Here is a 26,156-nt window from a genome sequence, read left to right as displayed (position 1 = left end):
GGCTGGGGGTTTCCCGCAATGCACTTGGGTTAAAGAACGCGTTAGGCGCTCAAAGCGCCAGCAGGTGGGTGCGGTAGTGCGCAAGTTCGTCGATCGATTCGTGCACATCCGCCAGGGCCGTGTGCCGCTGCGCCTTCTTGAAGGAGGTGTAGGCCTCGGGCTTCCAGCGCTTGGCCAATTCCTTGAGGGTGCTGACATCCAGGTTGCGGTAATGGAAAAACGTTTCCAGCCGCGGCATGTACCGGACCAGAAAGCGGCGGTCCTGCCCGATGCTATTGCCGCACATGGGCGCCGTGCCCTTCGGCACATAGCGCGAGAGGAATTCGATGATCTGTTGCTCTGCCTCGGCTTCGGTCACCGTGGAGGCGCGCACCTTGTCGATCAGGCCGCTGCGGCCGTGTGTGCCCTTGTTCCATGCGTCCATTCCGTTGAGCAGCGCATCCGACTGATGAATGGCGAACACGGGGCCCTCCACGCGAGGCTGAGCGTCGGTCCCGTGACCACGACGGCGATCTCCAGCACGCGGTCGGTGTCCGGGTTCAGACCGGTCATTTCGCAGTCGAGCCAGACGAGGTTCTGGTCGGATTTGGGTAGCACAGGCACAGTGGGGTTGGCGATATCGGACATGGCCGGCATTGTCGCCGATGGCCTAAACTCGCCGGACATGCCCACCCCTGCCCCTTCCGCGTTGCTCGCGCCCTCCACCCTTCTCACCCTGCTGTTCGCCGCCTTTCTGGTGGCGGGGCTCGCACTCCGGTTCTGGCTGGCATCGCGCCAGATCCGCCATGTGGCAAGGCACCGCGACGCCGTGCCTGCCGCGTTCGCCGGCCGGATACCACTCACAGCCCACCAGAAAGCGGCCGACTACACCATCACCAAGGCCCGCTTCGGCCTGCTGGAGATGGCACTGGGCGCCGCGGTGCTGCTGGGCTGGACCCTGCTCGGCGGGCTGGATGCACTGAACCAGTTCCTGCTCAATGCACTGGGTGGCGGCATGGTGCAGCAATTGGCGTTGCTGGCGGCCTTCGCGGCCATCAGCGGGTTGATCGACCTGCCCGCCACGCTCTACCAGACCTTCGTGATCGAACAACGCTTCGGCTTCAACCAGATGACGGCGCGCCTGTGGCTGGCAGACCTGGCCAAGTCCACCTTGATGGGCGCGGCCATCGGCCTGCCCATCGCGGCACTGATCCTGTGGCTCATGGGCGCGGCCGGCCCCCTTTGGTGGCTGTGGGCCTGGGGCGCGTGGATGGGATTCAACCTGCTGCTCATGGTGGTCTATCCGATCTTCATCGCGCCGCTGTTCAACCAATTTCAGCCGCTGGAAGACGAATCCCTCAAGGCCCGCGTCACGGCCCTCATGCAGCGTTGCGGCTTTGCAGCCAAAGGGCTTTTCGTGATGGACGGCAGCCGCCGCAGCGCCCATGCCAACGCCTATTTCACGGGGTTCGGCGCAGCCAAACGCGTGGTGTTCTACGACACCCTGCTGCGCCAGTTGTCCCCCGGCGAAGTCGAGGCGGTGCTGGCCCACGAGCTGGGACATTTCAAGCACCGCCACATCGTCAAGCGCATCGTGAGCCTTTTCGCGCTGAGCCTCGCGGGCTTTGCACTGCTGGGCTGGCTTTCCACGCAGGGCTGGTTCTACACGGGGCTGGGCGTGCTGCCCAACCTGTCGCTCGAAGGTGTGGCCGGCTCTGCGCCCAACGATGCCCTGGCGCTGCTGTTGTTTTTGCTGGCGGTGCCGGTGTTCACCTTCTTCATTTCCCCATTGTTTGCGCAGCTTTCGCGCCGCCACGAGTTCGAGGCCGACGCTTATGCCGTGGCCCAGACCAATGGCAGCGACCTCGCCACGGCGCTGCTGAAACTTTACGAAGACAATGCCTCCACCCTCACGCCCGATCCGGTGTACGTGAAGTTCTATTACTCGCATCCGCCGGCCACCGAACGGCTGGCGCGCATGCCCAACCTGGCCCCGACACCATGACTTCGATGCTCAAGAAAAAAGACTGGTCCACGCAGACGCGACGTGCTTTGACGGCGACGGAAATCGTCGCCAATCTGGCCGACCTCGACGGCTGGAAACTGACAGGCGACGGCGCAGATGTGGCCATCGAAAAGACCTACCGCTTCGCCAACTACTACGAGACCATCTCGTTCGTGAACGCCGTGGCCTTCGTCGCCAACGCGCAGGACCATCACCCGGACCTTTCGGTGCACTACAACCGCTGCGTGGTGCGACTGAATACGCATGACGTGAATGGCATCTCGGCGACCGACATCGAATGCGCATCGCGCTTCGATGGCCTGCTCGCCGCATGACCACACCCCTTCCCCGCCATGGCTGAACGCAGCGCACTGTTCGACGGCATCGTGGTGGCCAGCCACGGCCGCCATTGCCTGGTCGAATCGCCCGACGGCCAGCGCCGCATTTGCCATCCCCGCGGGAAAAAGAGCCAGGCCGTGGTGGGCGATCACGTCCTTTGGCAGGCCGCGCCAGCCGGCCAGGGGGACGAAGGCACCATCGAGAAGGTCAAGGAGCGCCGCAACCTGTTCTACCGGCAGGACGAAATCCGCACCAAGTCCTTCGCCGCCAACCTGGACCAGGTGCTGATCCTGGTCGCCGCCGAACCCGTGTTCTCGGAGAGCCAGCTGGCCCGTGCGCTGATCGCTGCGGAAGCCGAGCGCATCACGCCGATCATCGCGTTGAACAAAAGCGATCTGGTCGAGCCGTTCGCCCGCGCGTGGGAGCGGCTGCTGCCTTACCGCCACATGGGCGGCAGCGCAGCGGACGGCCACCACTATGGCGTGATGCCGCTGTCGCTGTCCGAGTCGGGCGAGGTGGACAAGGCCGCACTGATGGAGCGCCTGTCGGGCAAGACGACCCTGGTGCTCGGCCCCTCGGGCTCGGGCAAGAGCACGCTCATCAACCTGCTGGTGCCGGGCGCCACGGCGCTCACGGGTGAGATCTCCCAAGCGCTCAATTCCGGCAAGCACACCACCACCACCACGACCTGGTACTGGGTGGATGCCGAACGCCGCACCGCCCTGATCGACTCGCCGGGCTTCCAGGAATTTGGCCTGCACCACATCGGACCGGCCGATCTGCCGCGCTACATGCCCGACATCGGCCTGCATGCCCAGGGATGCAAGTTCTACAACTGCACGCACCTGCACGAGCCCGGCTGCGCGGTCATGGCGCAGGTGGACGGACTGCAAGGCGAATCACGCACCGGCGCAGATTCCATCAGCGCAAATCGCTATCAGATTTATAGCAACCTGTTTGCCGAGCTGAGCGAGCACCGGCATTGGTGATGGGACGGAACGGCGGCGCTCAGTCCCGGCACTCGACGTACCACCCCAGATAGTCGTTCCAGGCCGGCTCGTGCTCAGCCTCCAGCACGGGGGGGTCCATGCCCGGCACCGCTTCGGCAGCGCGCCGCGCGGCCTCCAGGGCGTGGTCGGCGCTGGTCACGTAGCAATGCACCGTGCGGGTGCCACCCCGCAGCACGATGTGGCTGCAGATTCCTTGCTGGTACATGGTGGCCGCATTGACCCAGGCGTCCTCGAAATCCTGCGCCTGCTGCAGCGCGGACTTGTCCTGCGCCGGCAGGCTGGCCTGCACGCGCCAGCCCAAGTCTGCGCGGGACACCAAGGCGTTGGCACTCAGATTGACCTGCACCATGATGGGATCGCCCTGGGCATCGCGCCCCTCCAAAGCGGCCCAGCGCACCGGCTCGGGCGGATAGACCGCCGAGCGGCCCAGCGTCTCGCGCCAGAAGGTGTCGATGCGCGAAACGCTGTCATCGAGCGACGCGGGCTCCCAGTCCTCGAAGCCCGCGTCGTCGCTGAGCCCATCGGTGTCGAATTCCACCACCCCGACCTTCACCGAAAAATCGTACTCGCCCAGCATGTGGTCGAGCAAGATGAACGCCATGTGGCGGGCATGGTCCTGCAGGTCCATGGGCACGGGCTTGGAAAACGACAGCGCCAATGCGATGCGTCCATCGATCTGGCCCACGCGCACCAGCAGCTCATGGGTGGCCAGGTCGAATCCGTCCATGCGCATGCCGAAGCCACCAGGCATCCGCTGGCGGAAGGCCTCCACCCGCCATGGCAACTGCGCCGGTGCCTGTGCGGTCAATGCTTGCACATCGGCAAACCGCTCGGCACTCCCGTGGGCCGTGAAAACCAGCCGGGCCTGGCCATCCACGGGCCCCTCCTTGCCCGCGCCAGCCACCTCTACCGTGACCCCGGGAACGCAAGGCTCCAGCAGGGCATTGAGGCGCTCCATGAACGGGACGGACTCCAGGCCCTGCAGATCGGCCCGTTCGCCCAGGACCGCCGCCCAGAAGCGGTCCGCGGCGGCGGACATCTCCTGCGTGGAAGGCTCGCAGGAGGGGGATTCAGATTGGTTCATGAACAGTCCTGGTGGCACCTGCTCGGGTACAGGGCATCGGTAACGAACAAGGCCGCGTCAAAGGCGGAGCGACTTCGCCACGAAACTTCAAAAAGAGACCCGGCTCAGCCCAGCAATCGGGCCAGGGTCAGCAGGGCGAGCAGCAGCATCCACACCACCACCGAGCGCCAGACCAGGCCGACCACGCTGCGCAGATGCCCCACCTCGGGCTCCCGGCCGGGTGTGACGTCGCTGCTTGCCGCCTCGATATCGCCATCAAAGCCGGCGGGCGAGAGCGGGTCCACCCGCGCCCGCAAAGCTTCTCCGCCCAGGCGCACGTTGATGGCGCCGGACGTGGCCGCCAGCACGACGCCATCGTTGTCGTTGGGAAAGCGCTGCGCATGGAAGCGCCAGCCATCGATGGCCTCTTCGAAACTGCCCACCACGGCGAAGCTGAGGGCCGTCAGGCGGGCAGGCAACCAGTCGATCACGGTCCAGGACCGCGCCGAGGCTCGCTGCAACGAGGCGCTGGCCGGATGCGGGCTGCCAGCCTTCCAGTAGCGCGAGACGAATTCAGCCAGCCGGTAAAGCACCGCACCGGTCGGACCGAGTCCCAACGCGGCCAGCACCGAAAAACAGGCGAGCACGCCGAACACGTGGCGGTGCGCAGCGATGACGGAATACTCAACCACGTGCCGCACGATCTCGCTGCGGGGCAGTTGGCCCACATCCACCTGCTGCCAGGCCGCGAGCCGGGCCCGCGCGCTGTCTTCGTCACGCTCTTCCAGCGCATCGCGGATGTTGGTGAAATGGTGGCTGAACTGCCGGAACCCGAGGGTGACGTAAAGCACCGCGACATTCCAGACCACCGCCGCCGGCCAGCCCACGCCGTAGAACAGCAGCCAGTGCACCGCCAGCACCGCGAGCGAAGGCACCAGCACGGCGAGCGCCCATGCCACCCACCCGTGGTGGGCCTTTCCCGCATCGAAATTGCGGCTGATCGACAGCGCCCAGGCGCGAACGCCCGCATGGATGGGGTTGCTGCGCGCCAGCGGGCGTGCCTGCTCGATCAGCAACGCGAACAGGATGGCAAAGAAACTCATGGGGGGCAATGATAGCGGCCCGGTTCGGTGCCCAGCCGTCGTCGCCACCGGAAAGATCACCCGATGTCAGGCCAGCATGAAACGGTAGAAATTGCGCAGCATGCCCGCGGTCGCGCCCCAGATGAAGTGCGTCTTGCCGGCGGCATCCTCATAGGGCATGGAAAACCATTCGCGGGTGACCCCTTCCCATTCGAACGCATGGCGCCGGTGGTGCGACGGATCGAGCAGGTAGTCCAGCGGGACCTCGAACACGTCCGCCACTTCGTAGGCATTGGGATTCAGCGTGCAATCGGGCTCCACCAGAGCGACCACCGGGGTGATGCTGAACCCGGTGCCCGTCCTGTACGTGGCCAGTTCCCCCAGCACCTCCACATACCGCCCCTCCAGGCCGACCTCCTCCCAGGCCTCGCGCAGCGCCGTGGCGGCAGGGTTGGCATCTTCCGGGTCGGCGCTGCCGCCGGGAAAGGCCACCTGGCCGGAGTGCGTGGACAGGTGCACGGTGCGCTCGGTGAGCAGCACCGTCGCGCGTTCGCGCATCACGATCGGTATCAGCACGGCGGCATGGCGCAACGGCCGGTCGGTGAAGGCACGCTCATGCACGACCTCTGGCAGCCACGCCGGCGCCGAGGCAAAGCGCAGCCGCAGCGCTTGCGCCGTTTGCGCCGCAGCAGGAACGCGGGGGAGATGGGCGTCCACCCCCAGCACGGGCACGCGGCGCGGATCGAACTGCGGCAGCGAAGACAGCGGAGCGATCACCGAAGGCATGGAAGGTGAAGGAGGCGAAGAATCTGGCGGCGTCATTGGAGTGGGCCTGGTCGGCCAAGCGGCCAAAGAAAAAGCCGCTACGGCTTGCGCTGTAGCGGCTTCGGGGCAGTGCGCAAGGCGCCTTATGCGGCTGCGACCGGCGCGGCCTTGACACGCGAAGGCAGCTTTTCCTTGATACGTGCCGACTTGCCGCTGCGTTCACGCAGGTAGTACAGCTTGGCACGGCGCACGTCGCCACGGCGCTTGACTTCGATGTTGGCGATCAGGGGGCTGTACGTCTGGAACGTACGCTCCACGCCTTCGCCGCTGGAGATCTTGCGCACCGTGAAGCCGCTGTTCAGGCCGCGATTGCGCTTGGCAATCACCACGCCTTCGTAGGCCTGCACGCGCTTGCGGGTACCTTCCACCACGTTCACGCTCACGATGACCGTGTCGCCAGGGGCGAATTCGGGAATGGTCTTGTTCAAGCGGGCAATTTCTTCCTGCTCGAGAGTCTGGATCAGATTCATGTTTGCATCCAACGATCATGTCCGCGCCAAGATTGGCAAGCGTCGGGATTGACGTGGGGTGCTTTCGCAGCAAAGGCGAAAGCGGCCGGCCAGAGGATCGAAAAGCCCGCGATTATAGCAACTTGCCGTCCTTTGCCAAAACGGCCTCGTCCGCCTTGCCCAAAAGCCCCTGTGTGCGCGCCGCGTCGATGAGCTCGGGACGGTGCTGCGCGGTGATCGACAGGCGCTGATCCCGGCGCCAGCGCTCGATCTGCACATGGTGGCCGGAGAGCAGCGGTGCAGGAACCCGCAGCCCCTCCCACTCTTCGGGCCGGGTGTAGTGGGGGCAGTCCAGCAAGCCGTCGAGCGCCTCGTTGAAGCTGTCGAACTGGTGGCTCCCCTCATCGTTCAGCACGCCAGGCTGCAGGCGTGCCACGGCGTCCAGCAGGGCCATGGCCGGGATCTCGCCGCCCGACAGAACGAAATCGCCCAGGCTGAGCTGCATCTGCACGTGCGCGTCGATGAAGCGCTGGTCGATGCCCTCATACCGCCCGCACAGCAAAATGGCGCCCGCGCTGCCGGACCAGCGCGTCACGCCCGCGTGATCGAGCACCTGCCCGATCGGCGAAAACAGCACCACCGGGGCCGCCTGCCCCGCCGCCTCGGCCCGGTCGGCCCGGATGGCCGCCAGGCACCGCGACAAGGGCTCGGCCATCATCACCATGCCGGGGCCGCCCCCAAAGGGCCGATCGTCCACCCGGCGGTAGTTGCCTTCGGCGTGATCACGCGGGTTCCACAGCCGCACCTCGACCTGACCCGACGCATACGCGCGCCGCGTCACCCCGCTGGCCAGAAACGGCGCGAACAGCTCGGGAAACAGGGTGATGACGTCGAAACGCATGGGGCAGAGGGGGCCAGGGCCGCAGCAGGAATGGCGACGCGGCCCGTCCTTCAATCGGTCGATCGATCCATCAGTAGTCGGGTTGCCAATCGACCGTGATGCGGCGCTCGGCCAGCTCCACCTTGTCGACGAAGGCCGAGACGAAGGGAATCATGCGCTCCTGCGCCTTGCCCTCGTGTTCGTAGGCCAGCACCAGCGTGGTCTGCGGGCCGGTGGAGAGCAGCTCGCGCACCGTGCCGAGGTCCACGCCCTCGCGGTTGACGACCGCCAGGCCGATCAGGTCGACCCAGTAGTACTCGTCCTCGGCGGCGGTGGGAAAGCTCGAGCGGGGCACGAAGATGCGCGCGCCGCGCAGCGCCTCGGCCGCATCGCGATCGTCCACGCCCTGGGCGGTGGCGACCACCGTATCGGAATGCTCCCGCGCCTGCTTCACCGCCAGCACCACCGTGCCTTCGAAGAAGCTCTTGGCGCCTTTTTCGCTGGGCTGCAGAAACCAGCGCTTTGAGGAAAACAGCGCTTCCGGATCGGCGCTGTAAGGCAGCACCTTGAACCAGCCCTTCACACCCCAGGCATCGGCAATGCGGCCGATCTCCACCGCATCGGACGGCAATTCGGCAGGCTCAAGAACGGGCAGATTGGGCATGGTGTGCAACGGGGTTTCGGAAATGAAAAAAGGCGGGGCCCGTCAGAAAAACCAACGGGACCCGCCTTTTGTCCGGAGGACGCGGATCAGGCAGCCTTCTTGGCGGCCTGCTTGATCAGACGGTCCACGGTGGGCGACGACTGGGCGCCGACGCTCTTCCAGTAGGTCAGACGGTCTTGCGCAATGCGCAGACCCTCTTCGCTTTCCTTGGCCGTGGGGTTGTAGAAACCCAGGCGCTCGATGAATCGGCCATCGCGGCGCACACGCTTGTCGGCCACGACGATGTTGAAAAACGGACGACCTTTGGAGCCGCCGCGGGAGAGTCGAATAACGACCATAATGAATCCTTCGGGTGGTCGCAGCGTAAAGCTGCATGGTTTTTTGCTGCGTTTGAGACACGCGACATGGCCACCCGGCCAGCGACACGCTGCAAAGCCCGCGATTATAGCCACTTCACCCCACATGCCCACCATCCGCGACAGCCGCAGCGAAGATATCGCTGCCATCACCGCCATTTACCAACACCACGTCCTGCACGGCACCGGCACCTTTGAGGTCGACCCACCGACCGAAACCGACATGGCCGGTCGCCGCGCCGACGTGCTGGCCCGGGGCCTGCCCTACATCGTGGCGGAAAAGGATGGCCAGGTTCTCGGCTTCGCCTACGCCAACTGGTTCAAGCCCCGCCCGGCCTACCGCTTCTCGGCGGAAGACTCCATCTATGTCGCCGACACCGCCCGGGGCATGGGATTGGGCCGCAAGCTGCTCGATGCGCTGGCGCAGCAGGCGGAGGCGGCGGGGGTGCGCAAGCTGCTCGCGGTGATCGGCGATTCCGCCAATGCCGGCTCCATTGGGGTGCACCGTGCTGCCGGCTTCACCGAGATCGGCGTGATGCGCTCGGTGGGCTGGAAGTTCGGCGCCTGGCGTGACATCGTGCTGATGGAAAAGACCCTGGGCGCGGGCGACACCACGTCGCCGGAATGAGCCCCTCATGAAAAACAAGACCGTCGCCGCCTGGCTGGCCTTCGTGGGCGGCCCCCTGGGGCTGCACCGCTTCTATCTGCACGGCCTGTCGGACATGCTGGGCTGGCTCCTGCCGATTCCCACGGCGCTGGGCATCTACGGCATCCAGCGCGTGCAGGCGATGGGGCAGGACGACCACGCCAGCTGGCTGCTCATCCCGCTGCTGGGCTTCACCATTGCAGGCTGCGCATTGCGCGCCATCCTGTACGGACTGATGACGCCCGAGAAATGGAACGCCCGCTTCAACCCGGCCGCGGCACCGGATGCCGCTCCGGGGCGCACGCACTGGTTCACGATCTTCGCCATCGCCCTGTCGCTGCTGGTGGGCACGGCGGTGCTGATGGCCAGCCTGGCCTTCAGCTTCCAGCGCTACTTCGAATACCAGATCGAAGAGGCCCGCAAGATCTCCCAGTGAAGGCATTGGGCATTGAATGTGCCCAACGCCCTAGGAAACCATGCGGTGCAAGCTATAAAAATAATAGCAAACATCCCCTGGATCGTGATCAGTAGAGCTGCAGGCTGACCCAGTAGGCGATGGCCGCCACGAACGCGCTGGCCGGAATCGTCAGGATCCACGCCCAGACGATGTTGCCCGCCACGCCCCAGCGCACGGCGCTGGCGCGCTGGGTGGAGCCCACGCCGACGATGGCGCCCGTGATGGTGTGGGTGGTGGACACCGGAATGCCCAGCGCCGTGGCGACGAACAGCGTCATCGCCCCGCCTGTCTCGGCACAGAACCCGCCCACGGGCTTGAGCTTGGTGATTCGCTGGCCCATGGTCTTGACGATGCGCCAGCCGCCGAACATGGTGCCCAGGCCGATGGCCAGGTAGCACGACACGATGGTCCAGGTGGGCGGCGAGGCGTCGGATGCCGACGCGTAGCCCGTGGCGATCAGCAGCAGCCAGATGATGCCGATGGTCTTTTGCGCATCGTTGCCGCCATGGCCCAGGCTGTACGCGCCCGCGGACAACAGCTGCAGCCGGCGGAACCACTTGTCCACCTTGTTCGGGCGCGCGCGGCGGAAGATCCACGCCACCGCCACCATCATCAGCGAGCCCAGCAGAAAGCCGAGCAGCGGCGAGACGAAGATGAACGCCACCGTCTTCAGGATGCCGGCCGAGATCAGCGCCCCCGCGCCCGCCTTGGCGATGACCGCGCCCACGATGCCACCGATCAGCGCGTGCGACGAGCTGCTCGGAATGCCGTAGTACCAGGTGATGACGTTCCAGGTGATGGCGCCCACCAGGGCCCCGAAGATCACGTGCGTGTCCACCACGCCGGGCTGCACGATGCCCTTGCCGATGGTGGCGGCCACGCTCAGGTGGAAGATGAAGATGGCGATGACGTTGAAGAACGCGGCGAAGAGGACGGCCTGCGTCGGCTTGAGCACCCCGGTGGAGACCACGGTGGCAATCGAGTTGGCGGCGTCGTGAAACCCGTTCATGAAGTCGAACAGGATGGCCAGCGCCACCAGCAGCATCACGACCCACAGGGCGGTTTGGACGGTTTCCATGCGTAGAGAGCTTGTATTTCTTCTGGCAGGCCGGGATCAGGAGTTCTCGAGGATGATGCCCTCGATGTGGTTCGCCACGTCTTCGCACTTGTCCGTGATCGTCTCGAGCAGTTCGTAGATCGCCTTGAGCTTGAGCACCTCGCGCACGTCGGGCTCTTCGCGGAACAGTTTGCTCATGGCGCTGCGCATCACGCGGTCGGCGTCGCCCTCCAGGCGGTCGATTTCCTCGCAGGTCTTGAGCGCGGCTTCGGCCACGGCCGGATCGGCGATCTTCTCCAGCAGCTTGACCGCATCGCGCACGCGTTCGCAGCACTTGAGGCTGATGTCGGTCAGGCGGGTGATCTCTTCGGTCATGTGGCGCACGTCGTACAGCGCCATGGTTTCGGCCGAGTCCTGGATCAGGTCGGCCACGTCGTCCATCGTGTTGATGAGCGAATGGATCTGTTCGCGGTCGATGGGGGTGATGAAGGTCTTGTGCAGCGAGCGGTTGACCTCGTGGGTCACGCGGTCGGCGGCGCGCTCCGCGTTGTCCACGTCCTGGTTGTACTTGTCGCGCAGGTGGGGATCGTTGTAGTTGGCCACCAACTGCGAAAACGCGCGGGCGGCCTCGACGATGCGGTCAGCATGCTGATTGAACATCTCGAAAAAATTGCCCTCGCGGGGCAACAGCTTTCCAAAAAACATGCGGACTCCTGAACAGACGGACCCATCGCCCACGGTCGCCACGGATGTGACAGGACGATGACACTTTTGCGAAAGGCGCGAGTTTAACCGCGCCGTTTGCATGCACTCCGGCCCATCGTGTGCCGACGGGCGGCGGCGGGCGTGTCAGGCAACTCCTACAAACATCGCGCCGCGCTGCCCACATGACCCTGGCGAGGCGCGGCTTACATTGAATCGGCAGTCTTTGATCCGCCCTCTTTCAGACGCAACCGCCTCTTTCATCGCCATGCCAAAGGATTTCCCCATGAAACACACGCTTCGCGTTCTTCCGTGCGTTCTCGCGCTTGCGTTCGGTGCCGTCACCGCCCACGCGCAGACGGCCAATCGCGCCTCCAACCGCGACTCGTTCATTCCCAGCACGCAGCAAGGCTACGTCGGCCTGAGCGGCGGCCAGTCCAAATACGATCTGCGGAGCGGCACGGGCGGCTTCGCGTTCGACGACAACGACACCGCCTGGAAAATCTACACCGGCGGCTATTTCAACCAGAACTTCGGCATCGAGTTCGGTTATCTGAACTTCGGCAACGCCACCCGCGTGGGCGGCGAGACCAAGGCGCAGGGCCTGAACCTCAGCCTGGTCGGCCGCCTGCCGCTCAGCGAACAGTTCGACGTGTTCGGCAAGGTCGGTACCACCTACGGCCGCACCAAGACCTCGGGCAACCCCGGTTTCGGCGTGACGACCGGCGATGACAACGGCTTCGGACTCTCGTATGGCGCTGGCGTGCGCTGGGCGTTCAACCCGCAGTGGGCGGCCGTGGTCGAATGGGAACGCCACCGCCTGAACTTCGCCGACGGCAAGTCCGATGTGGACATGACCACGGTGGGCGTGCAGTACCGCTACTGAGCGCGCGGGTACGCACGCGTCCCCCAACGAAAAGGGCCCTTCGCAGGGCCCTTTTTTCGTGCGCTTCGCGCGCATTCATCCCGATTCCAGACGCCGGCCTTCATGCGCCGGTTGGCAGCGCATGGAGGCAGCGGTGCAGGGGGCTCACTCGCCCAGGTAAGCCGCCCGCACGCGCGGATCGCTCAGCAGCTGCTGGCCGGGGCCCGTCATGGTGATGAGGCCCGACTCCATCACGTAGCCCCGGTCGGCCAGTGCCAGCGCGCGGCTGGCGTTCTGCTCCACCAGGACGATGGTCACGCCCAGGGCGTACACGTCGCGCACCACCTCGAAGATCTTGTCCACCATGATGGGCGACAGGCCCATGGAGGGCTCGTCCAGCAGCAGCACCTTGGGCTGGCTCATCAGCGCGCGGCCCATGGCCAGCATTTGCTGTTCGCCGCCCGACATGGTGCCGGCCAGTTGGTCCTTGCGCTCGCGCAGGCGCGGGAAGATGGTGAACATCTTCTCGATGTCTGCCGCGATGCCGGCCTTGTCGTTGCGGATGTAGGCGCCCATCTGCAGGTTTTCGGTGATGGTCATGCGCGCGAACACGCCGCGGCCTTCCGGCACCATCACGAGACCCTTCTTCACCAGGTCCCAGGCGCCCTGCCCCCGGATGCTCTTGCCCAGGTACTCGATGTCGCCATCGGCGAACGGCAGCGTGCCCGTGATGGCCTTCATGGTGGTCGTCTTGCCGGCGCCGTTGGAGCCGATCAGCGACACCAGCTCTCCCTCGCGCACCTCGAAGTCCACACCCTTCACGGCCTGGATACCGCCGTATGCCACCTTCAGGCCCGAGACCTTGAGCAACACGTTGTTGGATTTTTCGGCCATTCTCAATGTCCTCCGGTGCCCAGGTAGGCCTCAATCACTTTTTCGTTCTTCTGCACGGTGGCAGGCGTGCCTTCGGCGATCTGCTTGCCGTAGTCGAGCACCGTGACGCGGTCGCACAGGCCCATCACCAGCTTCACGTCGTGCTCGATGAGCAAGATGGTGCGGTTGTCGTTGCGGATGCGGTCGATCAGCTCGCGCAGCTGCACCTTCTCGGTCGCGTTCATGCCGGCGGCCGGCTCGTCGAGCGCGATCAGTTGCGGGTCGGTGGCCAGGGCGCGGGCGATCTCCAGGCGGCGCTGGTCGCCGTAGCTCAGGGTGCGCGCCTTGTAGTCGGCGAACTTGCCGATGCCCACGTAGTCGAGCAGCTCCTGCGCCCGGCGGGCGATCGCGGCCTCTTCTTCCTTGAAGCCCTTGGTGCGCAGCACGGCGCCCAGCAGCCCCGACTTGGTGCGGATGTGCCGCCCCACCATCACGTTCTCCAGCGCCGTCATTTCGGCGAAGAGGCGGATGTTCTGGAACGTGCGGGCGATGCCCGCCTTGGCCACTTCGTGCACGGCCGTGGGCTGGTAGGGCTTGCCTGCCAGCTCGAAGCTGCCGCTGTCGGGCGTGTAAAGACCGGTGATCACGTTGAAGAACGTGGTCTTGCCGGCGCCGTTGGGACCGATCAGGCCGTAGACCTGACCCCGTTCAATGGTGATGCCGACGTCGGACAGGGCTTGCAAGCCGCCGAAGCGCTTGGAAATGCCGGCGACCTTCAGCACCACATCGTTGGATTTCTCTGCCATTTCTAACTTTCAGTGCTGTTCAGGTCTTTTGCGTCAGGCTCTTGCCATGGTCGGGCGCGGGCCACAGGCCGCGGGGACGCAGCAGCATGATGATGATCATGGCCAGCGCGATCAGCAGCTGGCGCAGGATGGCGGAGTCGAGGCGGCCGTCCGTCATGGCCTGCAGCGGACCGGCCACGTAGCGCAGCACTTCCGGCAGGGCCGACAGGAGCACGGCGCCCAGGATCACGCCGGGGATGTGGCCGATGCCGCCCAGCACCACCATGGCGACGATCATGACCGACTCCATCAGGCTGAACGATTCGGGCGACACGAAGCCCTGGAAGGCACCGAACATGGCGCCGGACACGCCGCCGAACGAAGCGCCCATGCCGAAGGCCAGCAGCTTCATGTTGCGGGTGTTGATGCCCATGGCCTTGGCGGCGATCTCGTCTTCGCGGATGGCCATCCAGGCACGGCCGATGCGCGAGTCCTGCAGGCGATAGCAGATGATGACGCTCAGCACCACCAGCACCAGGAACAGGTAGTAATACAGCGTGACCGACGAGATGTCGAACCCGAACACCTCCAGGCGCTTGCCCAGGTCGAGCCCGAACACCTTCACCGAATCGATCTGCCCGATGCCCTTGGGGCCGTTGGTCAGGTTGACGGGGTGGTCCAGGTTGTTCAGGAAGATGCGGATGATCTCGCCGAAGCCCAGCGTCACGATGGCCAGGTAGTCCCCGCGCAGCTTGAGCGTGGGAGCCCCGAGCACCGCCCCGAAGATCGCGGCCACCAGCGCCGCGAACGGTATGACCAGCCACAGCGACGTGTGCAGCCCGTTAGGGAACATGGCCGCGAACGACGCGAAGGTCTCCGACAGGTGGGGCGATGCCATCAGCGCGAACAGGTAGGCGCCGACGGCGTAGAACGCCACGTAACCCAGGTCCAGCAGGCCGGCGTAGCCCACCACGATGTTCAGGCCCAGGGCCAGCAGCACGTAGAGCAGCGCCAGGTCGGCGATGCGCACCCAGGCGTTGCCGAAGTACTGCAGCATGAAAGGAAGCAGCAGCAGCGCGATGCCGCCGACGATCCACTGTGCGGTTTTGTTTTGCTTCATGACAATGGGTTCCTCAGGCGCGATCGGCCACACGCTCGCCCAGCAGGCCCGAGGGGCGCAGCGTGAGGATGATGATGAGCACGATGAATGCAAAGATGTCGGTGTAGTGGCTGCCCAGCAGGCCGCCTGTGAGGGTGCCGATGTAGCCCGAGCCGATGGCCTCGATCAGGCCGAGCAGGATGCCGCCCACCACCGCGCCGGCCAGGTTGCCGATGCCGCCGAACACCGCAGCCGTGAATGCCTTCAGACCGGGCAGGAAGCCCATGGTGTGCTGCGCGGTGCCGTAGTTGGAGGCATACATGATGCCGGCGATGGCCGCCAGGATGGCGCCGATGATGAAGGTCGCCGAGATCACCATGTCGGGTTTCACGCCCATCAGGGAGGCCACGCGGGGGTTTTCCGCGGTGGCGCGCATGGCGCGGCCGAGCTTGGTGTAGTTCACCAGATACACCAGCGAAGCCAGTGCGACCACCGTCACGCTCAGGATCAGCACCTGGGTGGAGGTGATCACCGCGCCGCCGACCTGGAACGGGGTCGTGGGCAGCAGGGTGGGATACGGCTTGTAGTTCGGCTTCCAGATGATCATGGCCAGCGTCTGCAGCAGGATCGACATCCCGATGGCGGTGATCAGGGGCGCCAGGCGCGGACTGCTGCGCAGCGGCTTGTAGGCGACCTTCTCGATGACGAAGTTCAGCGCCGCGGCGACGACGCAGGCGATCAGGGTGGCCAGAAGAAGGATGATCCAGCCCGGAGCCCCGGGCATGGCCTCTTGCATCAGGCCAATGCAACTCCAACTGGTGAGAGCGCCGATCATCAGCACTTCCCCATGGGCAAAATTAATCAGCTGAATAATGCCGTACACCATCGTGTAGCCCAAGGCTATCAAGGCGTACATGCTGCCGAGAACCAGACCGTTGATGATCTGCTGCAGCAAGATGTCCATAAAAAAAAGTCCTTCGTGTTTGTAACGCGCGCACTTCGCAAGCCAAGATCGGCAGTGCCTTGTGAGCCCCCAATGCCACCTAGCAAAAAACCCGCCAGGAGCAAAGCTGTGCGGGTTTGGTGGACGGGATTGTAGCCAGTCGAAACCGTGCGCCTTTAGCACGTTTGGCGGGGTTTTCCCTTGGACTCGGGCGCCATCAGCGGGGCGACGTCACCATTAGCCGGGGTGATGCAGCCGAGGGATTGGCCCGGGTGGCTTATACGGTTCAGCAGCCGCTGACCACCCCGCCCGAGGGGGCGGCCGGTGGGCCGGGCGGAGATGCTGCCCGGTGAGGGACCGGGGGGGGCGCAGCCTCGCAGCGCCCTCCCCTTCCCCCTCAATCCTTGGCCGCGTCCTGGTCCAGCTGGCGCAACTGGGCCAGCTTGTCGGCGATCTTGGCCTCCAGCCCGCGAGGCACCGGCTGGTACCAACCGGGCTCGGGCATGTCCTCGGGCAGGTAGGTCTCGCCCGCCGCGTAGCCGCCGGGCTCGTCGTGGGCGTAGCGGTAGGCCTTGCCGTGGCCCAGTTCCTTCATCAGCTTGGTGGGCGCGTTGCGCAGGTGGTTGGGCACCTCGCGCGACTTGTCCTTCTTGATGAACGCCTTGGCCTGGTTGTAGGCCATGTAGCCAGCGTTGCTCTTGGGCGCCACCGCCAGGTAGATCACGGCCTGGGCCAGCGCCAGTTCGCCCTCGGGCGAGCCCAGGCGCTCGTAGGTGAGCGCCGCGTCGTTGGCGATCTGCATGGCGCGCGGATCGGCCAGGCCGATGTCCTCCCAGGCCATGCGCACGATGCGGCGCGCGAGGTATTTCGCATCCGCTCCCCCATCCAGCATGCGGCTGAGCCAGTACAGCGCCGCGTCGGGGTGCGATCCGCGCACGGATTTGTGCAGCGCCGAGATCTGGTCGTAGAAGTTGTCGCCGCCCTTGTCGAAGCGGCGCGCGTTGAGGGTGAGCGCGCTTTCCAGGAAAGCGGCGTCCACCTGCTGCACCCCGGCGGCGCGCGCGGCGGTGTCGGTCTGCTCGACCAGGTTGAGCAGGCGCCGCGCATCGCCGTCGGCATAGCCCACGAGCGTGTCCACCGCCGCGTCGTCCAGCTGCAGGTGGATGAGCACCTTGTCCTGCGCCCGGCGCACGAGCTGCTTCAATTCGTCGTCGGTCAGCACCTGAAGCACATACACCTGGGCACGCGAGAGCAGCGCCGAATTGACCTCGAACGACGGGTTCTCGGTGGTCGCGCCCACGAAGGTCACCAGGCCCGACTCCACGAACGGCAGCAGGCCGTCCTGCTGGCTCTTGTTGAAGCGGTGGATCTCGTCAACGAACAGGATGGTCTTCTTGCCCAGCGCCAGGTTGTGTTCGGCCTGCTCCATGGAGGCGCGGATTTCCTTCACGCCCGAGAACACCGCCGACAGGGCGATGAACTCATAGCCGAACGCGCTCGCCGTGAGCCGCGCCAGCGTGGTCTTGCCCACGCCGGGCGGACCCCAGAGGATCATCGAATGCGGCTTGCCCGACTCGAACGCCAGCCGCAGCGGCCGGCCTGCACCGATCAGGTGCGACTGGCCAATGACCTCGTCCAGGCTGGCCGGGCGCAGGGCCTCCGCGAGCGGCGCGGTGGGGGCGGAGGAAAAGAGATCGGCCATGGGCTTGGGGGTCAATGGGTAGGCTCAGTGAATAAATGAACGCGGAGGGAGCAAAAGACCCAGGGCCAACGCCAGCGGGCCAGGCACCGGGTGACGCGGGAGGACGCTCGGCAGGTAGGCATGCAGGCAGGCAGGCGGCACGGCCCTGCGACGCCCGATTATTCTCCGTCCCCCTGCGGGGCGCTTCGCCCCCCTGGGCCTGCGGGAATTTCCCGCACAATGCCGCGGCGCCCGTTTCGATTCGAAAACCCAAGGAGGAGATCCCCCATGTCCATCGCCGCCAATGCCGTCGTCGCCCTGATCGCCCTGCTCCACGTCTACATCCTGGTGCTGGAGATGTTCCTGTGGGACAAGCCCGCTGGCCTGCGCGCCTTCGGGCAGAGCGCGGAACGGGCCGCCGCCACCAAGGTGCTGGCGGCCAACCAGGGGCTCTACAACGGCTTCCTCGCGGCGGGCCTGTTCTGGGGCCTGTGGCTGGGCGGGGCCGGCCTGGGCGTGAAGGTGTTCTTCCTGCTGTGCGTGCTGGTGGCCGGCGTGTTCGGCGGTGCCACGGCGTCCCGCAAGATCCTGTTCATCCAGGCCATTCCGGCCGCCGTGGGCCTGGCCCTGGTGCTGCTGGCCTGATCCGGCGCGCTGCGGCGCCAGGGCGCATGCCATGTATCAAAATGGCCGCCAGCGCAATCAGTACTAGGGCATTACGCTACAAATACAATAGCAAAAAGACTTTCAGCCGGTCACTGCTTGACCACGTCCGCGCCCGCTGGCGGCTTGAAGTCGAACGTCGAGGCCGGCAGCGAGGCGCTCGACTGCACGTTGGTGAAGCGGATGGCCGAGCGCTGGCCGAAGCTGTCCAGGATGTCGAGCGCCGCGAGCCGTTCGCCCTGGAAGCCCACGCGCACGCTCTTGAGCTGCCCGTCCTTGGCCTTCGGCGTGGCCAGCACCCACTGCAGTCCGTCCTGCTCGGGCTGCGACTCCAGAGCGAAGTCGGCGCGCAGCGCCTGCAGGTCGGGCGCCGAGGCCAGCAGCGCTGCCGGCGTGGTGCCCAGGGCCTGGGCCTGCGCGCGCTGGGTGACCTGGTTCAGATCGGCGTCGTAGAGCCACAGCGTCTTGCCGTCGGCCACGATGGTCTGCTCGAACGGCTTTTGGTAGGTGAATCGAAAACGCCCGGGGCGCTGGAATTCGAAGGTGCCGCTGGACGTCTTGGTCCGCGCCGCCTCGCCGTCCTTCGGGGGGGCGGTGACGGTCTGCGTGAAATCGGCACGGCCGGCGGCCGCACCCTTCATGAAGGACTCGAGGCTTTTGAGGCCGTCGGCGCTGGCGCACTGGGCTGCGGCCGCGATCAGGGCGGTGAGGATGATTTTTTTCATGGGTTCTCGGTATCTGAGGCCGGGTGCCGGCTTTTCCAGGGCCGCCGGCTCATTCGCCGCCGCCGCGGGCAGGCACCAGCACTTCGCGCTGGCCGCTGGTGGTGAGGCCGCTCACGAGGCCCGCCTTCTCCATGTCTTCGAGCAGGCGGGCGGAGCGGTTGTAGCCGATGCGCAGCTTGCGCTGCACATACGAAATGCTGGCCTTGCGGTCCTTGAGCACCACTTCCACGGCCTGGTCGTACATGGGGTCCTTCTCGCCGCTGCCTCCGTCCCCGTCGCCCAGCGGGCCGTCGTCGCCATCGACCGTGCCGCCCTCCAGCACGCCCTCGATGTAGTCGGGTTCGCCCTGGCTCTTGAGGTAGCTCACCACGCGGTGCACCTCTTCGTCGGACACGAAGGCGCCGTGCACGCGCACGGGCAGGCCGGTGCCGCTGGCCATGTAGAGCATGTCGCCCATGCCCAGCAGGGCCTCGGCGCCCATCTGGTCCAGGATGGTGCGGCTGTCGATCTTGCTGCTCACCTGGAAGGCGATGCGCGTCGGAATGTTGGCCTTGATCAGCCCGGTGATCACGTCCACGCTGGGGCGCTGCGTGGCCAGGATGAGGTGGATGCCGGCCGCGCGCGCTTTTTGCGCCAGGCGGGCGATCAGCTCTTCGATCTTCTTGCCGACCACCATCATCAGGTCGGCCAGCTCGTCGATCACCACCACGATGTGCGGCAGGCGCTGCAGCGGCTCGGGCTCTTCGGGCGTGAGGCTGAACGGGTTGTAGATGAACTCCTCGCGCGCCTTGGCCTCGTCGATCTTCACGTTGTAGCCGGCCAGGTTGCGCACGCCCAGCTTGCTCATGAGCTTGTAGCGGCGCTCCATCTCGGCCACGCACCAGTTCAGGCCGTGGGCGGCCTGCTTCATGTCGGTGACCACGGGCGCCAGCAGGTGCGGAATGCCTTCGTACACCGACATTTCCAGCATCTTGGGGTCGATCATCAGCAGGCGCACATCGCGCGCCTCGGCCTTGTAGAGCAGCGAGAGGATCATGGCGTTGATCCCCACCGACTTGCCCGAGCCGGTGGTGCCGGCCACCAGCACGTGCGGCATCTTGGCCAGGTCGGCCACCACGGGGTTGCCCACGATGTCCTTGCCCAGGCCCATGGTGAGCATGCTCTTGCCCTCGTGGTAGACGTGCGAGCCGAGGATCTCGGACAGCCGGATCGACTGCCGCTTGGCGTTGGGCAGCTCCAGCGCCATGAAGTTCTTGCCCGGGATCGTCTCGATCACGCGGATGGAGACCAGCGACAGCGAGCGCGCCAGGTCCTTGGCCAGGCCCACGATCTGCGAGCCTTTCACGCCAGTGGCGGGCTCGATCTCGTAGCGGGTGATGACCGGGCCCGGCATGGCGGCAACCACGCGCACTTCCACGCCGAAATCCTTGAGCTTCTTCTCGATGAGGCGGCTGGTCATCTCCAGGGTTTCAGGAGAGACCGTCTCCTGGCGCTGCGCGGGCGGGCCGTCCAGCAGATCGACCTGCGGCAGGCGGCTGTCGGGCATGTCGGTGAACAGGGGCTTTTGGCGTTCCTTCACCACGCGGGCGCTCTGGGGCACGTCGGACAGCACCGGCTCGATGATCTGCACCGGCTGCGGATGGTGCTGCTCGACCTCGTGGCGCTCCTCCAGCACCACTTCTTCGCGTTCGCGCGCGGCGCGCTTGCCCACGGCCACGTCCTTGGCCTTCTCGCGCTTGGCCCGACCCAGCTGCACCAGCGCATCGATGCGCCCGCCCAGCCGCTCGGCCACGTGGCCCCAGGAGAAGCGGAACACCAGCGCCGCGCCCAGCACCACCAGGATCACGCCCACCAGGCCCGAGCCGGTGAACCCCAGCCACTTCACGCCCGCAGGCCCGGTGAGATAGCCGATCGCACCGCCCGCATGGCCGGGCAACAGGGACTCCAGCCGGTACAGGCGCGACCACTCCAGCCCGGTGCTGGCCGCCATCAACACGATGAGGCCGCCCCAGAACATCGCGCGCCGCACCATCGGGCTGTGCGCATTGGCGCCGGCGTCTTCGCCGCCCCGCATCCAGCGCGCCAGGGAAGACAGCCAGGCCCGCACCGCCGCGGCCACGCACCACCAGACCGAAAAGCCCAGCGCAAAATAGCTGCTGTCGGCCAGCCAGGCACCGAAGCGGCCGGCCCAGTTGGCCATCAGCCGGCCGTCGCCCACGCCCGAGGTGGACCAGGCGGCGTCCTGCCCCGAATAGGTCGCCAACGCCAGCAGCCAGAAAACCAGGGCCACGAGACCGAGCACCAGGCTGATCTCGTGGCCGAAACGTGCGGCCCCGCTGCGGGGCGGCGACTTGCCTGCGGAGGCATTGAGGGTATTGAGGGAGTAGGTCATAAACGTGCGCGGCCAAGCTTACCCCATGCGCATTGCGCGGTTTTTGCGCCGGTCGCGGCACCGAGCGCCCCGGTGGAGCGCCCGGCTTTTCATCGCTTCTTACAATGGGCGCGATTGAAAAAGCGGCGCCATCCACCGGTGGCGGCGGGTTGATACTCCGCGGCTGCGGTCCCATCTGCCCATCCAGCCCGGCCGCGGGCGCATACAAACATTTACCTTCCTCCCATGTCCAACACGCAACACGCCAAAGTCCTGATCCTCGGCTCCGGCCCCGCCGGCTACACCGCCGCCGTGTACGCAGCGCGCGCCAACCTGAGCCCTGTGCTCATCACGGGCATCGCCCAGGGCGGCCAGCTGATGACCACGACGGAAGTGGACAACTGGCCGGCGGACGTGCACGGCGTGCAGGGCCCCGACCTGATGCAGCGCTTCCTGGAGCATGCCGAGCGCTTCAAGACGCAGATCGTGTTCGATCACATCAACCAGGTGGACTTCAGCCAGCGGCCGTTCACGCTCAAGGGCGACAGCGGCACCTACACCTGCGACGCGCTCATCCTGGCGACCGGCGCCTCGGCCAAGTACCTGGGCCTGCCGTCCGAGGAGGCCTTCATGGGCCGCGGCGTGTCGGGCTGCGCCACCTGCGACGGCTTCTTCTACCGCGAGCAGGACGTGTGCGTGGTCGGCGGCGGCAACACCGCCGTGGAAGAGGCGCTGTACCTGTCCAATATCGCTCGCAAGGTCACGCTGGTGCACCGCCGCGACCGGTTCAAGGCCGAGCCCATCCTGGTGGACAAGCTCAACGAGAAGGTGGCGGCCGGCAAGATCGAATTGAAATTGTTCCACACGCTGGACGAGGTGCTGGGCAACGACGGCGGCGTGACGGGCATCCGCGTCAAGAGCACGGTGGACGGCCGCACCGAGGACATCGCGCTGCAGGGCTGCTTCATCGCCATCGGCCACTCGCCCAACACCGCCATCTTCGAAGGCCAGCTGACCATGGAGAACGGCTACATCGTCACGCAGGGCGGGCTCAAGGGCTTCGCCACGCAGACCAGCGTGCCGGGCATCTTCGCCGCAGGCGATGTGCAGGACCATGTGTACCGCCAGGCCATCACCAGCGCAGGCACGGGCTGCATGGCCGCGCTGGATGCGCAGCGCTTTCTCGAGCAGGATGGCGTCATCTGAACAAAGCGGGCTATAATCCGCGGCTTTGCTGAAATTGGGCGGGCTTTGCGCCATCCTGGACACGGCAATCGGGTTACCGCCACCCTGAACTGGCGAGGTGAGGCCGACGGCAGGCCTTGCGATCCAAAGCGTTCTTCGCTGGCGATCCGCAGGGCACCCGCTCGAAGGCCGTTGAAAACATTGGAGTGTCCTCATGGCACGCGTATGTGAAGTCACGGGCAAGGGCCCGATGGTCGGGAACAATGTTTCCCACGCCAACAACAAAACCAAGCGCCGGTTCCTGCCGAACCTGCAATACCGCCGTTTCTGGGTCGAGAGCGAAAACCGCTGGGTGCGCCTGCGCATCTCCAACGCCGGCCTGCGTTTGATCGACAAGAACGGTATTGACTCCGTGCTCGCAGACCTGCGTGCACGTGGCCAAGCTTAAGGAGAAGCACCATGGCAAGCAAAGGCGGACGCGACAAGATCAAGCTGGAATCCACTGCGGGTACCGGCCACTTCTACACCACCACCAAGAACAAGAAGACGATGCCCGAGAAGATGCTGATCATGAAATTTGATCCAAAAGCTCGCAAGCACGTCGAATACAAGGAAATGAAGCTGAAGTAATTCAGCCTCAGGCCCCTTCAAAAACCGCCAGGCACCCCGGGCGGTTTTTTTTATGCCCGCCGCGCCATGCATGTTCGCTGGCCGGTGTGTTGCTTATCGGCGCCTGCCTCGGCAGCGGGCGCGTCAGGCCGCGCGGCGCAGTGCCGGCTCGGCGCGCTGCTGGGCCATGAGCGTGCCCAGCGTGCGGTAGGCCTCCTCCACCTCGGGCGTGAACGGCATGCCGCAGCTCAGGCGCAGGAAGTTTTCGTAGCGCCCGGTGTTGGAGAACATCGGGCCCGGCGCGATGCGGATGCCGCACTGCAGGGCCTGGTCGTACAGGCGCGTGGTGGAAATGTCGGGGGGCAGCTCCAGCCACAGGCTGATCCCGCCCGGCGGCAAACTCAGCCGCGTGCCCACCGGAAAGTACCGCGCCACCGCGCGCGCCGAATGCTCCCGCTGCACACGCAACTGGGTGCGCATGCGGCGCATGTGGCGCTCGTACGCTGGTGAGTCCACGCTGCGCGCGGCCAGCAACTGGGACCAGGTCTGCATGTTGCGCGTGCGGGCGAACTTGAGCATCTGCACCCGGGCCTGCCAGCGCCCGGCGCTCATCCAGCCCTGGCGCAGGCCGGGCGCGAAGCTCTTGCTGAGCGAGGCGCAATAGATCACCTGCCCGGCATCGCCCACCTTGTCCCAGGCCTTGGCGGGCCGCAGCGCGCGGGGCGACTCGACGAACTCGCGGTAGATGTCGTCCTCGACGAGTGCCAGCCCGTATTCCACGCACAGCGCCACCAGGCGTTCCTTGTGCGCATCGGGCATCACGCTGCCCTGCGGCATCTGCAGGTGGGGCACCACCACCACGCCCTTCAAGCGCGGCTCGTTGCGCGCCGCCAGTTCCAGCGCCTCCAGCGAAATGCCGGTGTGCGGGCTGCAGGGAATCTCCAGCGCCTTCAGGCCGCGCACCTGGATGGCCTGCAGGATGCCGAAGAACGTCGGCGACTCCACCGCGATCACGTCGCCCGGCTCGGCGATGGCGTCCAGCGCCAGGGTGACCGCCTCCGAGTTGCCATGGGTGGCGCCGATGTCGGAGGGCGCCAGGCACACCCCGAACGTCAGCGCATGGCGGGCCATCGCCTGCTGGAACTCCACGTGGGTGGTGGGCGCCGAGGGTCCGTAGACGAGGATGTCGGGCTGCTCGCGCAGCAGGCTTTGCGCCAGCCGGTTCAGCGCCCGGGCATCGAACAGGCTGGGCGCCGGCATGGCGCTGCCCAGGTCCAGCGGCACCCGGCCGGCGCGGCGCGCCTTTTCCAGGAACATGGAGATGCGCTCGTTGATGCCGGCGAAAACGCTCGGGTCGTCTGGCAGCGGCTCCAGCAATTCGGGCTCGCGCGCGCCGGGCAGCGCCATGCCGCCGGGCTCGCGCACGAAGTAGCCCACGCGCTCGCGGGCCTCCACGCTTCCCTGGGATTCGAGGTGCCGCAGCACCTGCAGCGCGGTCGTCAGGCTCACCTGGTGGCGCTGGCACAGCTCGCGCACCGACGGCATGCGCATGCCCGGCTGCAAACTGCCGGCGGCGATCGCCTGCTCGTACAGGGCCGCCAGCTGGCGGTACAGGGGGGTGGTCTCTCGGGGATCGGCAGGGCGGGACATGGCAGGCATCGGAAGAACCCGCGCGCCAGGCCCCGCGCGCGGCAAGCGGGAATCCCATCATGCCCCGGCACCGCGCACCGGAACAGATACAGGATGGAACATGGCGAACCATAACAGCCCCCTGTCGATCGCGGCTGTTCTACCTGCCGCCGGTGGCGCTTGTACCTGCCCCAAAAGGCCGGCTTTTCTTACGCTGGAGCCCTCATCGAAGGAGTCCGCCATGACGCAAGCCACCCGCCCGACCGCCACTGCCACTGCCACCACCGCCCCCCCTGCCCTGCGCCTTGTTCTGGACATCGAGCCGGGGCAGCACGTGCTGGCCTGCCTGCCCCCCGCCAGCACGCTCCGGGCGCTGGAGGGCGACATCGCCCTGGGATTCGGCCCGCTGGTCTGCGGGCAGGTGCTGCATGTGGGCCAGCAGACGCTGGTGGCCGGGCAGGCGCTCACCCAGGACAGCGGTGCGCCCACCACCTGGGTGCGCCTGGGTAACCCGGGCCGCTGGCCGGTGCGCGCTGTCTTGATCGAAGCGGTGCCGCAGCCCGGCGCCCTGGCGCAGGCCTGGGGATGGATGAAGGCCCGGTGGCATGCTGCCGCAGCCAGCGGAGCGCGGGCGTCCGGCGAGGTCGGCGCAGCGCACTGAGCCGCAGCCGACACGGGTCGGCCCTGGGACGCCGAAGCGTTGCCGACCCGGCAGTCCCTGAGGGTCAGACCTGCGCCGCGCGCAGCCGCAGCGAAAACTCGCGCAGGGCCGCCACGCCGCTTTCCTCGGCGCGGTGGCACCAGCCCTGCAGGTCGGCCGTGAGCTGCTCACGCGACTGCGACGTGTTCAGCCACAGCTGGCGCAGTTCTTCGCGCATGGTCATCATCTTGTCGAGCACCGGATGGGCGGCGCGGGCCTGGGCCAGGTGCGGCTTGGCGCGGGCGGGCACCTTCTCGGCATCACGGTGGGCCCAGCGGCGCGCGGCGCGCAGCACGGAGACGTCGGCCTTGCGCGCCTTGAGCGCCGCCAGCTCCTCGCGGCAGGCCTGGCGCACGCCGCGGGCGTAGCCGGCCATCACTTCGTAGCGGTTGGCGATCAGCGCCTCCAGCGTGTGCTCGTCGGCCACCGGCTTCACGGCGCCCAGGCGCAGCTTGGGCGGCACCTTCTTGACGGTGGCCCAGCCGACGGCGCGCATCAGGGAGATGTACATCCA

General features: G+C 66.3%; 29 protein-coding genes and 1 pseudogene. 11 read left to right on the top strand and 19 right to left on the bottom strand.

The genetic code is table 11. The annotated features are described in order from the left end of the window. Positions 1–49: 49 nt before the first annotated feature. Positions 50–627, bottom strand: a pseudogene (gene orn / locus AC27KI_RS05305) (oligoribonuclease). A gap of 37 nt (positions 628–664) precedes the next feature. On the opposite strand from orn, the gene AC27KI_RS05300 reads away from it, so the two are divergent. The 3 genes from AC27KI_RS05300 to rsgA are packed head-to-tail and all read left to right on the top strand — an operon-like array spanning position 665 to position 3,312. Next, positions 665–1,984 (top strand): M48 family metallopeptidase, encoded by a 1,320-nt coding sequence (locus tag AC27KI_RS05300; protein ID WP_487112906.1) that lies wholly within the window; start codon positions 665–667, stop codon positions 1,982–1,984. Then, on the top strand, positions 1,981–2,319 hold the full coding sequence (locus AC27KI_RS05295) for a 4a-hydroxytetrahydrobiopterin dehydratase (RefSeq protein ID WP_487112904.1): 339 nt from the start codon (positions 1,981–1,983) through the stop codon (positions 2,317–2,319). Before AC27KI_RS05300 ends, AC27KI_RS05295 begins: the two co-directional genes overlap by 4 nt. An 18-nt stretch (positions 2,320–2,337) precedes the next feature. Then, positions 2,338–3,312, top strand: coding sequence for a ribosome small subunit-dependent GTPase A (gene rsgA / locus AC27KI_RS05290; RefSeq protein WP_487089388.1), 975 nt, complete (start codon positions 2,338–2,340; stop codon positions 3,310–3,312). 19 nt (positions 3,313–3,331) lie between these two features. On the opposite strand, the gene AC27KI_RS05285 is transcribed toward rsgA, so the two are convergent. The 7 genes from AC27KI_RS05285 to rpsP all read right to left on the bottom strand — a co-directional run bounded on the left by AC27KI_RS05285 (position 3,332) and on the right by rpsP (position 8,634). Beyond that, positions 3,332–4,417 (bottom strand): hypothetical protein, encoded by a 1,086-nt coding sequence (locus tag AC27KI_RS05285; protein ID WP_487089389.1) that lies wholly within the window; start codon positions 4,415–4,417, stop codon positions 3,332–3,334. 104 nt (positions 4,418–4,521) lie between these two features. After that, positions 4,522–5,499 (bottom strand): CobD/CbiB family protein, encoded by a 978-nt coding sequence (locus AC27KI_RS05280; RefSeq protein ID WP_284395104.1) that lies wholly within the window; start codon positions 5,497–5,499, stop codon positions 4,522–4,524. A gap of 66 nt (positions 5,500–5,565) precedes the next feature. Beyond that, positions 5,566–6,264 carry a CoA pyrophosphatase gene (locus AC27KI_RS05275; protein ID WP_487089390.1) on the bottom strand — a complete coding sequence of 233 codons (699 nt, stop codon included), beginning with the start codon at positions 6,262–6,264 and terminating at the stop codon, positions 5,566–5,568. A gap of 122 nt (positions 6,265–6,386) precedes the next feature. Continuing rightward, a complete protein-coding gene (gene rplS, locus AC27KI_RS05270; RefSeq protein ID WP_272548681.1) occupies positions 6,387–6,773 on the bottom strand; it encodes a 50S ribosomal protein L19 in 387 nt (128 codons plus the stop codon). Positions 6,774–6,885: 112 nt separating this feature from the next. Then, the gene (trmD, locus tag AC27KI_RS05265) at positions 6,886–7,653 is read right to left on the bottom strand and encodes a tRNA (guanosine(37)-N1)-methyltransferase TrmD (protein ID WP_487089391.1); all 768 of its coding nucleotides are present in this window, start codon (positions 7,651–7,653) and stop codon (positions 6,886–6,888) included. Between the two features lie 70 nt (positions 7,654–7,723). Continuing rightward, a complete protein-coding gene (gene rimM / locus AC27KI_RS05260; RefSeq protein WP_284395110.1) occupies positions 7,724–8,296 on the bottom strand; it encodes a ribosome maturation factor RimM in 573 nt (190 codons plus the stop codon). Positions 8,297–8,382: 86 nt separating this feature from the next. Continuing rightward, positions 8,383–8,634, bottom strand: coding sequence for a 30S ribosomal protein S16 (gene rpsP, locus AC27KI_RS05255; protein ID WP_272564613.1), 252 nt, complete (start codon positions 8,632–8,634; stop codon positions 8,383–8,385). Between the two features lie 124 nt (positions 8,635–8,758). Here rpsP and AC27KI_RS05250 point away from each other — a divergent pair, with 124 nt between their 5' ends. Together AC27KI_RS05250 and AC27KI_RS05245 are read left to right on the top strand one after the other, a co-directional pair. Continuing rightward, positions 8,759–9,280 (top strand): GNAT family N-acetyltransferase, encoded by a 522-nt coding sequence (locus AC27KI_RS05250; RefSeq protein ID WP_317354784.1) that lies wholly within the window; start codon positions 8,759–8,761, stop codon positions 9,278–9,280. Positions 9,281–9,287: 7 nt separating this feature from the next. Continuing rightward, a complete protein-coding gene (locus AC27KI_RS05245; protein ID WP_272564615.1) occupies positions 9,288–9,734 on the top strand; it encodes a TM2 domain-containing protein in 447 nt (148 codons plus the stop codon). An 88-nt stretch (positions 9,735–9,822) separates the two neighbouring features. On the opposite strand, the gene AC27KI_RS05240 is transcribed toward AC27KI_RS05245, so the two are convergent. Together AC27KI_RS05240 and AC27KI_RS05235 are read right to left on the bottom strand one after the other, a co-directional pair. Next, on the bottom strand, positions 9,823–10,833 hold the full coding sequence (locus tag AC27KI_RS05240; protein ID WP_272564616.1) for an inorganic phosphate transporter: 1,011 nt from the start codon (positions 10,831–10,833) through the stop codon (positions 9,823–9,825). 36 nt (positions 10,834–10,869) lie between these two features. Then, positions 10,870–11,517 carry a DUF47 domain-containing protein gene (locus AC27KI_RS05235; protein WP_092740846.1) on the bottom strand — a complete coding sequence of 216 codons (648 nt, stop codon included), beginning with the start codon at positions 11,515–11,517 and terminating at the stop codon, positions 10,870–10,872. 283 nt (positions 11,518–11,800) lie between these two features. On the opposite strand from AC27KI_RS05235, the gene AC27KI_RS05230 reads away from it, so the two are divergent. After that, positions 11,801–12,400: an outer membrane beta-barrel protein gene (locus tag AC27KI_RS05230; RefSeq protein WP_284395121.1), complete on the top strand. Its 600-nt coding sequence runs from the start codon at positions 11,801–11,803 to the stop codon at positions 12,398–12,400. 144 nt (positions 12,401–12,544) lie between these two features. Here AC27KI_RS05230 and AC27KI_RS05225 read toward each other — a convergent pair whose 3' ends face one another. From AC27KI_RS05225 to AC27KI_RS05205, 5 genes are all read right to left on the bottom strand, one after another. Next, positions 12,545–13,273: an ABC transporter ATP-binding protein gene (locus tag AC27KI_RS05225; RefSeq protein ID WP_272564618.1), complete on the bottom strand. Its 729-nt coding sequence runs from the start codon at positions 13,271–13,273 to the stop codon at positions 12,545–12,547. A gap of 2 nt (positions 13,274–13,275) precedes the next feature. Then, on the bottom strand, positions 13,276–14,058 hold the full coding sequence (locus AC27KI_RS05220; RefSeq protein WP_272548690.1) for an ABC transporter ATP-binding protein: 783 nt from the start codon (positions 14,056–14,058) through the stop codon (positions 13,276–13,278). Positions 14,059–14,077: 19 nt separating this feature from the next. Beyond that, positions 14,078–15,157, bottom strand: coding sequence for an ABC transporter permease subunit (locus tag AC27KI_RS05215; protein WP_487112901.1), 1,080 nt, complete (start codon positions 15,155–15,157; stop codon positions 14,078–14,080). A 13-nt stretch (positions 15,158–15,170) separates the two neighbouring features. Next, positions 15,171–16,100, bottom strand: a complete 930-nt coding sequence (locus AC27KI_RS05210; RefSeq protein ID WP_272564621.1) for a branched-chain amino acid ABC transporter permease — start codon at positions 16,098–16,100, stop codon at positions 15,171–15,173. Positions 16,101–16,476: 376 nt separating this feature from the next. After that, positions 16,477–17,781 carry a replication-associated recombination protein A gene (locus AC27KI_RS05205; RefSeq protein WP_487112899.1) on the bottom strand — a complete coding sequence of 435 codons (1,305 nt, stop codon included), beginning with the start codon at positions 17,779–17,781 and terminating at the stop codon, positions 16,477–16,479. Between the two features lie 267 nt (positions 17,782–18,048). Between AC27KI_RS05205 and AC27KI_RS05200 the strand changes: the two genes are divergently transcribed. Next, positions 18,049–18,405, top strand: a complete 357-nt coding sequence (locus tag AC27KI_RS05200; protein WP_487112897.1) for a DUF1304 domain-containing protein — start codon at positions 18,049–18,051, stop codon at positions 18,403–18,405. A gap of 110 nt (positions 18,406–18,515) precedes the next feature. Here AC27KI_RS05200 and lolA read toward each other — a convergent pair whose 3' ends face one another. Next, positions 18,516–19,148 carry an outer membrane lipoprotein periplasmic chaperone LolA gene (lolA, locus tag AC27KI_RS05195; RefSeq protein ID WP_272564623.1) on the bottom strand — a complete coding sequence of 211 codons (633 nt, stop codon included), beginning with the start codon at positions 19,146–19,148 and terminating at the stop codon, positions 18,516–18,518. A gap of 49 nt (positions 19,149–19,197) precedes the next feature. Next, positions 19,198–21,540, bottom strand: coding sequence for a DNA translocase FtsK (locus AC27KI_RS05190; protein WP_284429075.1), 2,343 nt, complete (start codon positions 21,538–21,540; stop codon positions 19,198–19,200). Positions 21,541–21,765: 225 nt separating this feature from the next. On the opposite strand from AC27KI_RS05190, the gene trxB reads away from it, so the two are divergent. The 3 genes from trxB to rpmG all read left to right on the top strand — a co-directional run bounded on the left by trxB (position 21,766) and on the right by rpmG (position 23,334). Beyond that, positions 21,766–22,725: a thioredoxin-disulfide reductase gene (gene trxB / locus AC27KI_RS05185; RefSeq protein ID WP_272564625.1), complete on the top strand. Its 960-nt coding sequence runs from the start codon at positions 21,766–21,768 to the stop codon at positions 22,723–22,725. Positions 22,726–22,918: 193 nt separating this feature from the next. After that, positions 22,919–23,152, top strand: coding sequence for a 50S ribosomal protein L28 (gene rpmB, locus AC27KI_RS05180; protein ID WP_087496789.1), 234 nt, complete (start codon positions 22,919–22,921; stop codon positions 23,150–23,152). Positions 23,153–23,163: 11 nt separating this feature from the next. Next, on the top strand, positions 23,164–23,334 hold the full coding sequence (rpmG, locus tag AC27KI_RS05175; protein WP_008904999.1) for a 50S ribosomal protein L33: 171 nt from the start codon (positions 23,164–23,166) through the stop codon (positions 23,332–23,334). 123 nt (positions 23,335–23,457) lie between these two features. Here rpmG and AC27KI_RS05170 read toward each other — a convergent pair whose 3' ends face one another. Continuing rightward, positions 23,458–24,963, bottom strand: a complete 1,506-nt coding sequence (locus tag AC27KI_RS05170; protein ID WP_317354739.1) for an aminotransferase-like domain-containing protein — start codon at positions 24,961–24,963, stop codon at positions 23,458–23,460. 220 nt (positions 24,964–25,183) lie between these two features. On the opposite strand from AC27KI_RS05170, the gene AC27KI_RS05165 reads away from it, so the two are divergent. Then, positions 25,184–25,603 carry a hypothetical protein gene (locus AC27KI_RS05165; protein WP_487090071.1) on the top strand — a complete coding sequence of 140 codons (420 nt, stop codon included), beginning with the start codon at positions 25,184–25,186 and terminating at the stop codon, positions 25,601–25,603. A gap of 64 nt (positions 25,604–25,667) precedes the next feature. Here AC27KI_RS05165 and AC27KI_RS05160 read toward each other — a convergent pair. Further along, on the bottom strand, positions 25,668–26,156 hold a 489-nt coding region (locus AC27KI_RS05160; RefSeq protein WP_487112894.1), incomplete at its 5' end, for a DesA/ISL3 alpha bundle tail domain-containing protein.

The organism is Acidovorax sp. KPB24-03 (assembly GCF_057546605.1).
Note: the sequence above shows the minus strand (reverse complement) of the source record. Positions and strands in the feature narration are given on the sequence as shown.

Excerpts from the sequence above, each read along its gene's own strand:
- AC27KI_RS05300 (WP_487112906.1), top strand. The coding sequence starts at position 665 with ATGCCCACCCCTGCCCCTTCCGCGTTGCTCGCGCCCTCCACCCTTCTC.
- AC27KI_RS05295 (WP_487112904.1), top strand. The coding sequence starts at position 1,981 with ATGACTTCGATGCTCAAGAAAAAAGACTGGTCCACGCAGACGCGACGT.
- rsgA (WP_487089388.1), top strand. The coding sequence starts at position 2,338 with ATGGCTGAACGCAGCGCACTGTTCGACGGCATCGTGGTGGCCAGCCAC.
- AC27KI_RS05285 (WP_487089389.1), bottom strand. The coding sequence starts at position 4,417 with ATGAACCAATCTGAATCCCCCTCCTGCGAGCCTTCCACGCAGGAGATG.
- AC27KI_RS05280 (WP_284395104.1), bottom strand. The coding sequence starts at position 5,499 with ATGAGTTTCTTTGCCATCCTGTTCGCGTTGCTGATCGAGCAGGCACGC.
- AC27KI_RS05275 (WP_487089390.1), bottom strand. The coding sequence starts at position 6,264 with ATGCCTTCGGTGATCGCTCCGCTGTCTTCGCTGCCGCAGTTCGATCCG.
- rplS (WP_272548681.1), bottom strand. The coding sequence starts at position 6,773 with ATGAATCTGATCCAGACTCTCGAGCAGGAAGAAATTGCCCGCTTGAAC.
- trmD (WP_487089391.1), bottom strand. The coding sequence starts at position 7,653 with ATGCGTTTCGACGTCATCACCCTGTTTCCCGAGCTGTTCGCGCCGTTT.
- rimM (WP_284395110.1), bottom strand. The coding sequence starts at position 8,296 with ATGCCCAATCTGCCCGTTCTTGAGCCTGCCGAATTGCCGTCCGATGCG.
- rpsP (WP_272564613.1), bottom strand. The coding sequence starts at position 8,634 with ATGGTCGTTATTCGACTCTCCCGCGGCGGCTCCAAAGGTCGTCCGTTT.
- AC27KI_RS05250 (WP_317354784.1), top strand. The coding sequence starts at position 8,759 with ATGCCCACCATCCGCGACAGCCGCAGCGAAGATATCGCTGCCATCACC.
- AC27KI_RS05245 (WP_272564615.1), top strand. The coding sequence starts at position 9,288 with ATGAAAAACAAGACCGTCGCCGCCTGGCTGGCCTTCGTGGGCGGCCCC.
- AC27KI_RS05240 (WP_272564616.1), bottom strand. The coding sequence starts at position 10,833 with ATGGAAACCGTCCAAACCGCCCTGTGGGTCGTGATGCTGCTGGTGGCG.
- AC27KI_RS05235 (WP_092740846.1), bottom strand. The coding sequence starts at position 11,517 with ATGTTTTTTGGAAAGCTGTTGCCCCGCGAGGGCAATTTTTTCGAGATG.
- AC27KI_RS05230 (WP_284395121.1), top strand. The coding sequence starts at position 11,801 with ATGAAACACACGCTTCGCGTTCTTCCGTGCGTTCTCGCGCTTGCGTTC.
- AC27KI_RS05225 (WP_272564618.1), bottom strand. The coding sequence starts at position 13,273 with ATGGCCGAAAAATCCAACAACGTGTTGCTCAAGGTCTCGGGCCTGAAG.
- AC27KI_RS05220 (WP_272548690.1), bottom strand. The coding sequence starts at position 14,058 with ATGGCAGAGAAATCCAACGATGTGGTGCTGAAGGTCGCCGGCATTTCC.
- AC27KI_RS05215 (WP_487112901.1), bottom strand. The coding sequence starts at position 15,157 with ATGAAGCAAAACAAAACCGCACAGTGGATCGTCGGCGGCATCGCGCTG.
- AC27KI_RS05210 (WP_272564621.1), bottom strand. The coding sequence starts at position 16,100 with ATGGACATCTTGCTGCAGCAGATCATCAACGGTCTGGTTCTCGGCAGC.
- AC27KI_RS05205 (WP_487112899.1), bottom strand. The coding sequence starts at position 17,781 with ATGGCCGATCTCTTTTCCTCCGCCCCCACCGCGCCGCTCGCGGAGGCC.
- AC27KI_RS05200 (WP_487112897.1), top strand. The coding sequence starts at position 18,049 with ATGTCCATCGCCGCCAATGCCGTCGTCGCCCTGATCGCCCTGCTCCAC.
- lolA (WP_272564623.1), bottom strand. The coding sequence starts at position 19,148 with ATGAAAAAAATCATCCTCACCGCCCTGATCGCGGCCGCAGCCCAGTGC.
- AC27KI_RS05190 (WP_284429075.1), bottom strand. The coding sequence starts at position 21,540 with ATGACCTACTCCCTCAATACCCTCAATGCCTCCGCAGGCAAGTCGCCG.
- trxB (WP_272564625.1), top strand. The coding sequence starts at position 21,766 with ATGTCCAACACGCAACACGCCAAAGTCCTGATCCTCGGCTCCGGCCCC.
- rpmB (WP_087496789.1), top strand. The coding sequence starts at position 22,919 with ATGGCACGCGTATGTGAAGTCACGGGCAAGGGCCCGATGGTCGGGAAC.
- rpmG (WP_008904999.1), top strand. The coding sequence starts at position 23,164 with ATGGCAAGCAAAGGCGGACGCGACAAGATCAAGCTGGAATCCACTGCG.
- AC27KI_RS05170 (WP_317354739.1), bottom strand. The coding sequence starts at position 24,963 with ATGTCCCGCCCTGCCGATCCCCGAGAGACCACCCCCCTGTACCGCCAG.
- AC27KI_RS05165 (WP_487090071.1), top strand. The coding sequence starts at position 25,184 with ATGACGCAAGCCACCCGCCCGACCGCCACTGCCACTGCCACCACCGCC.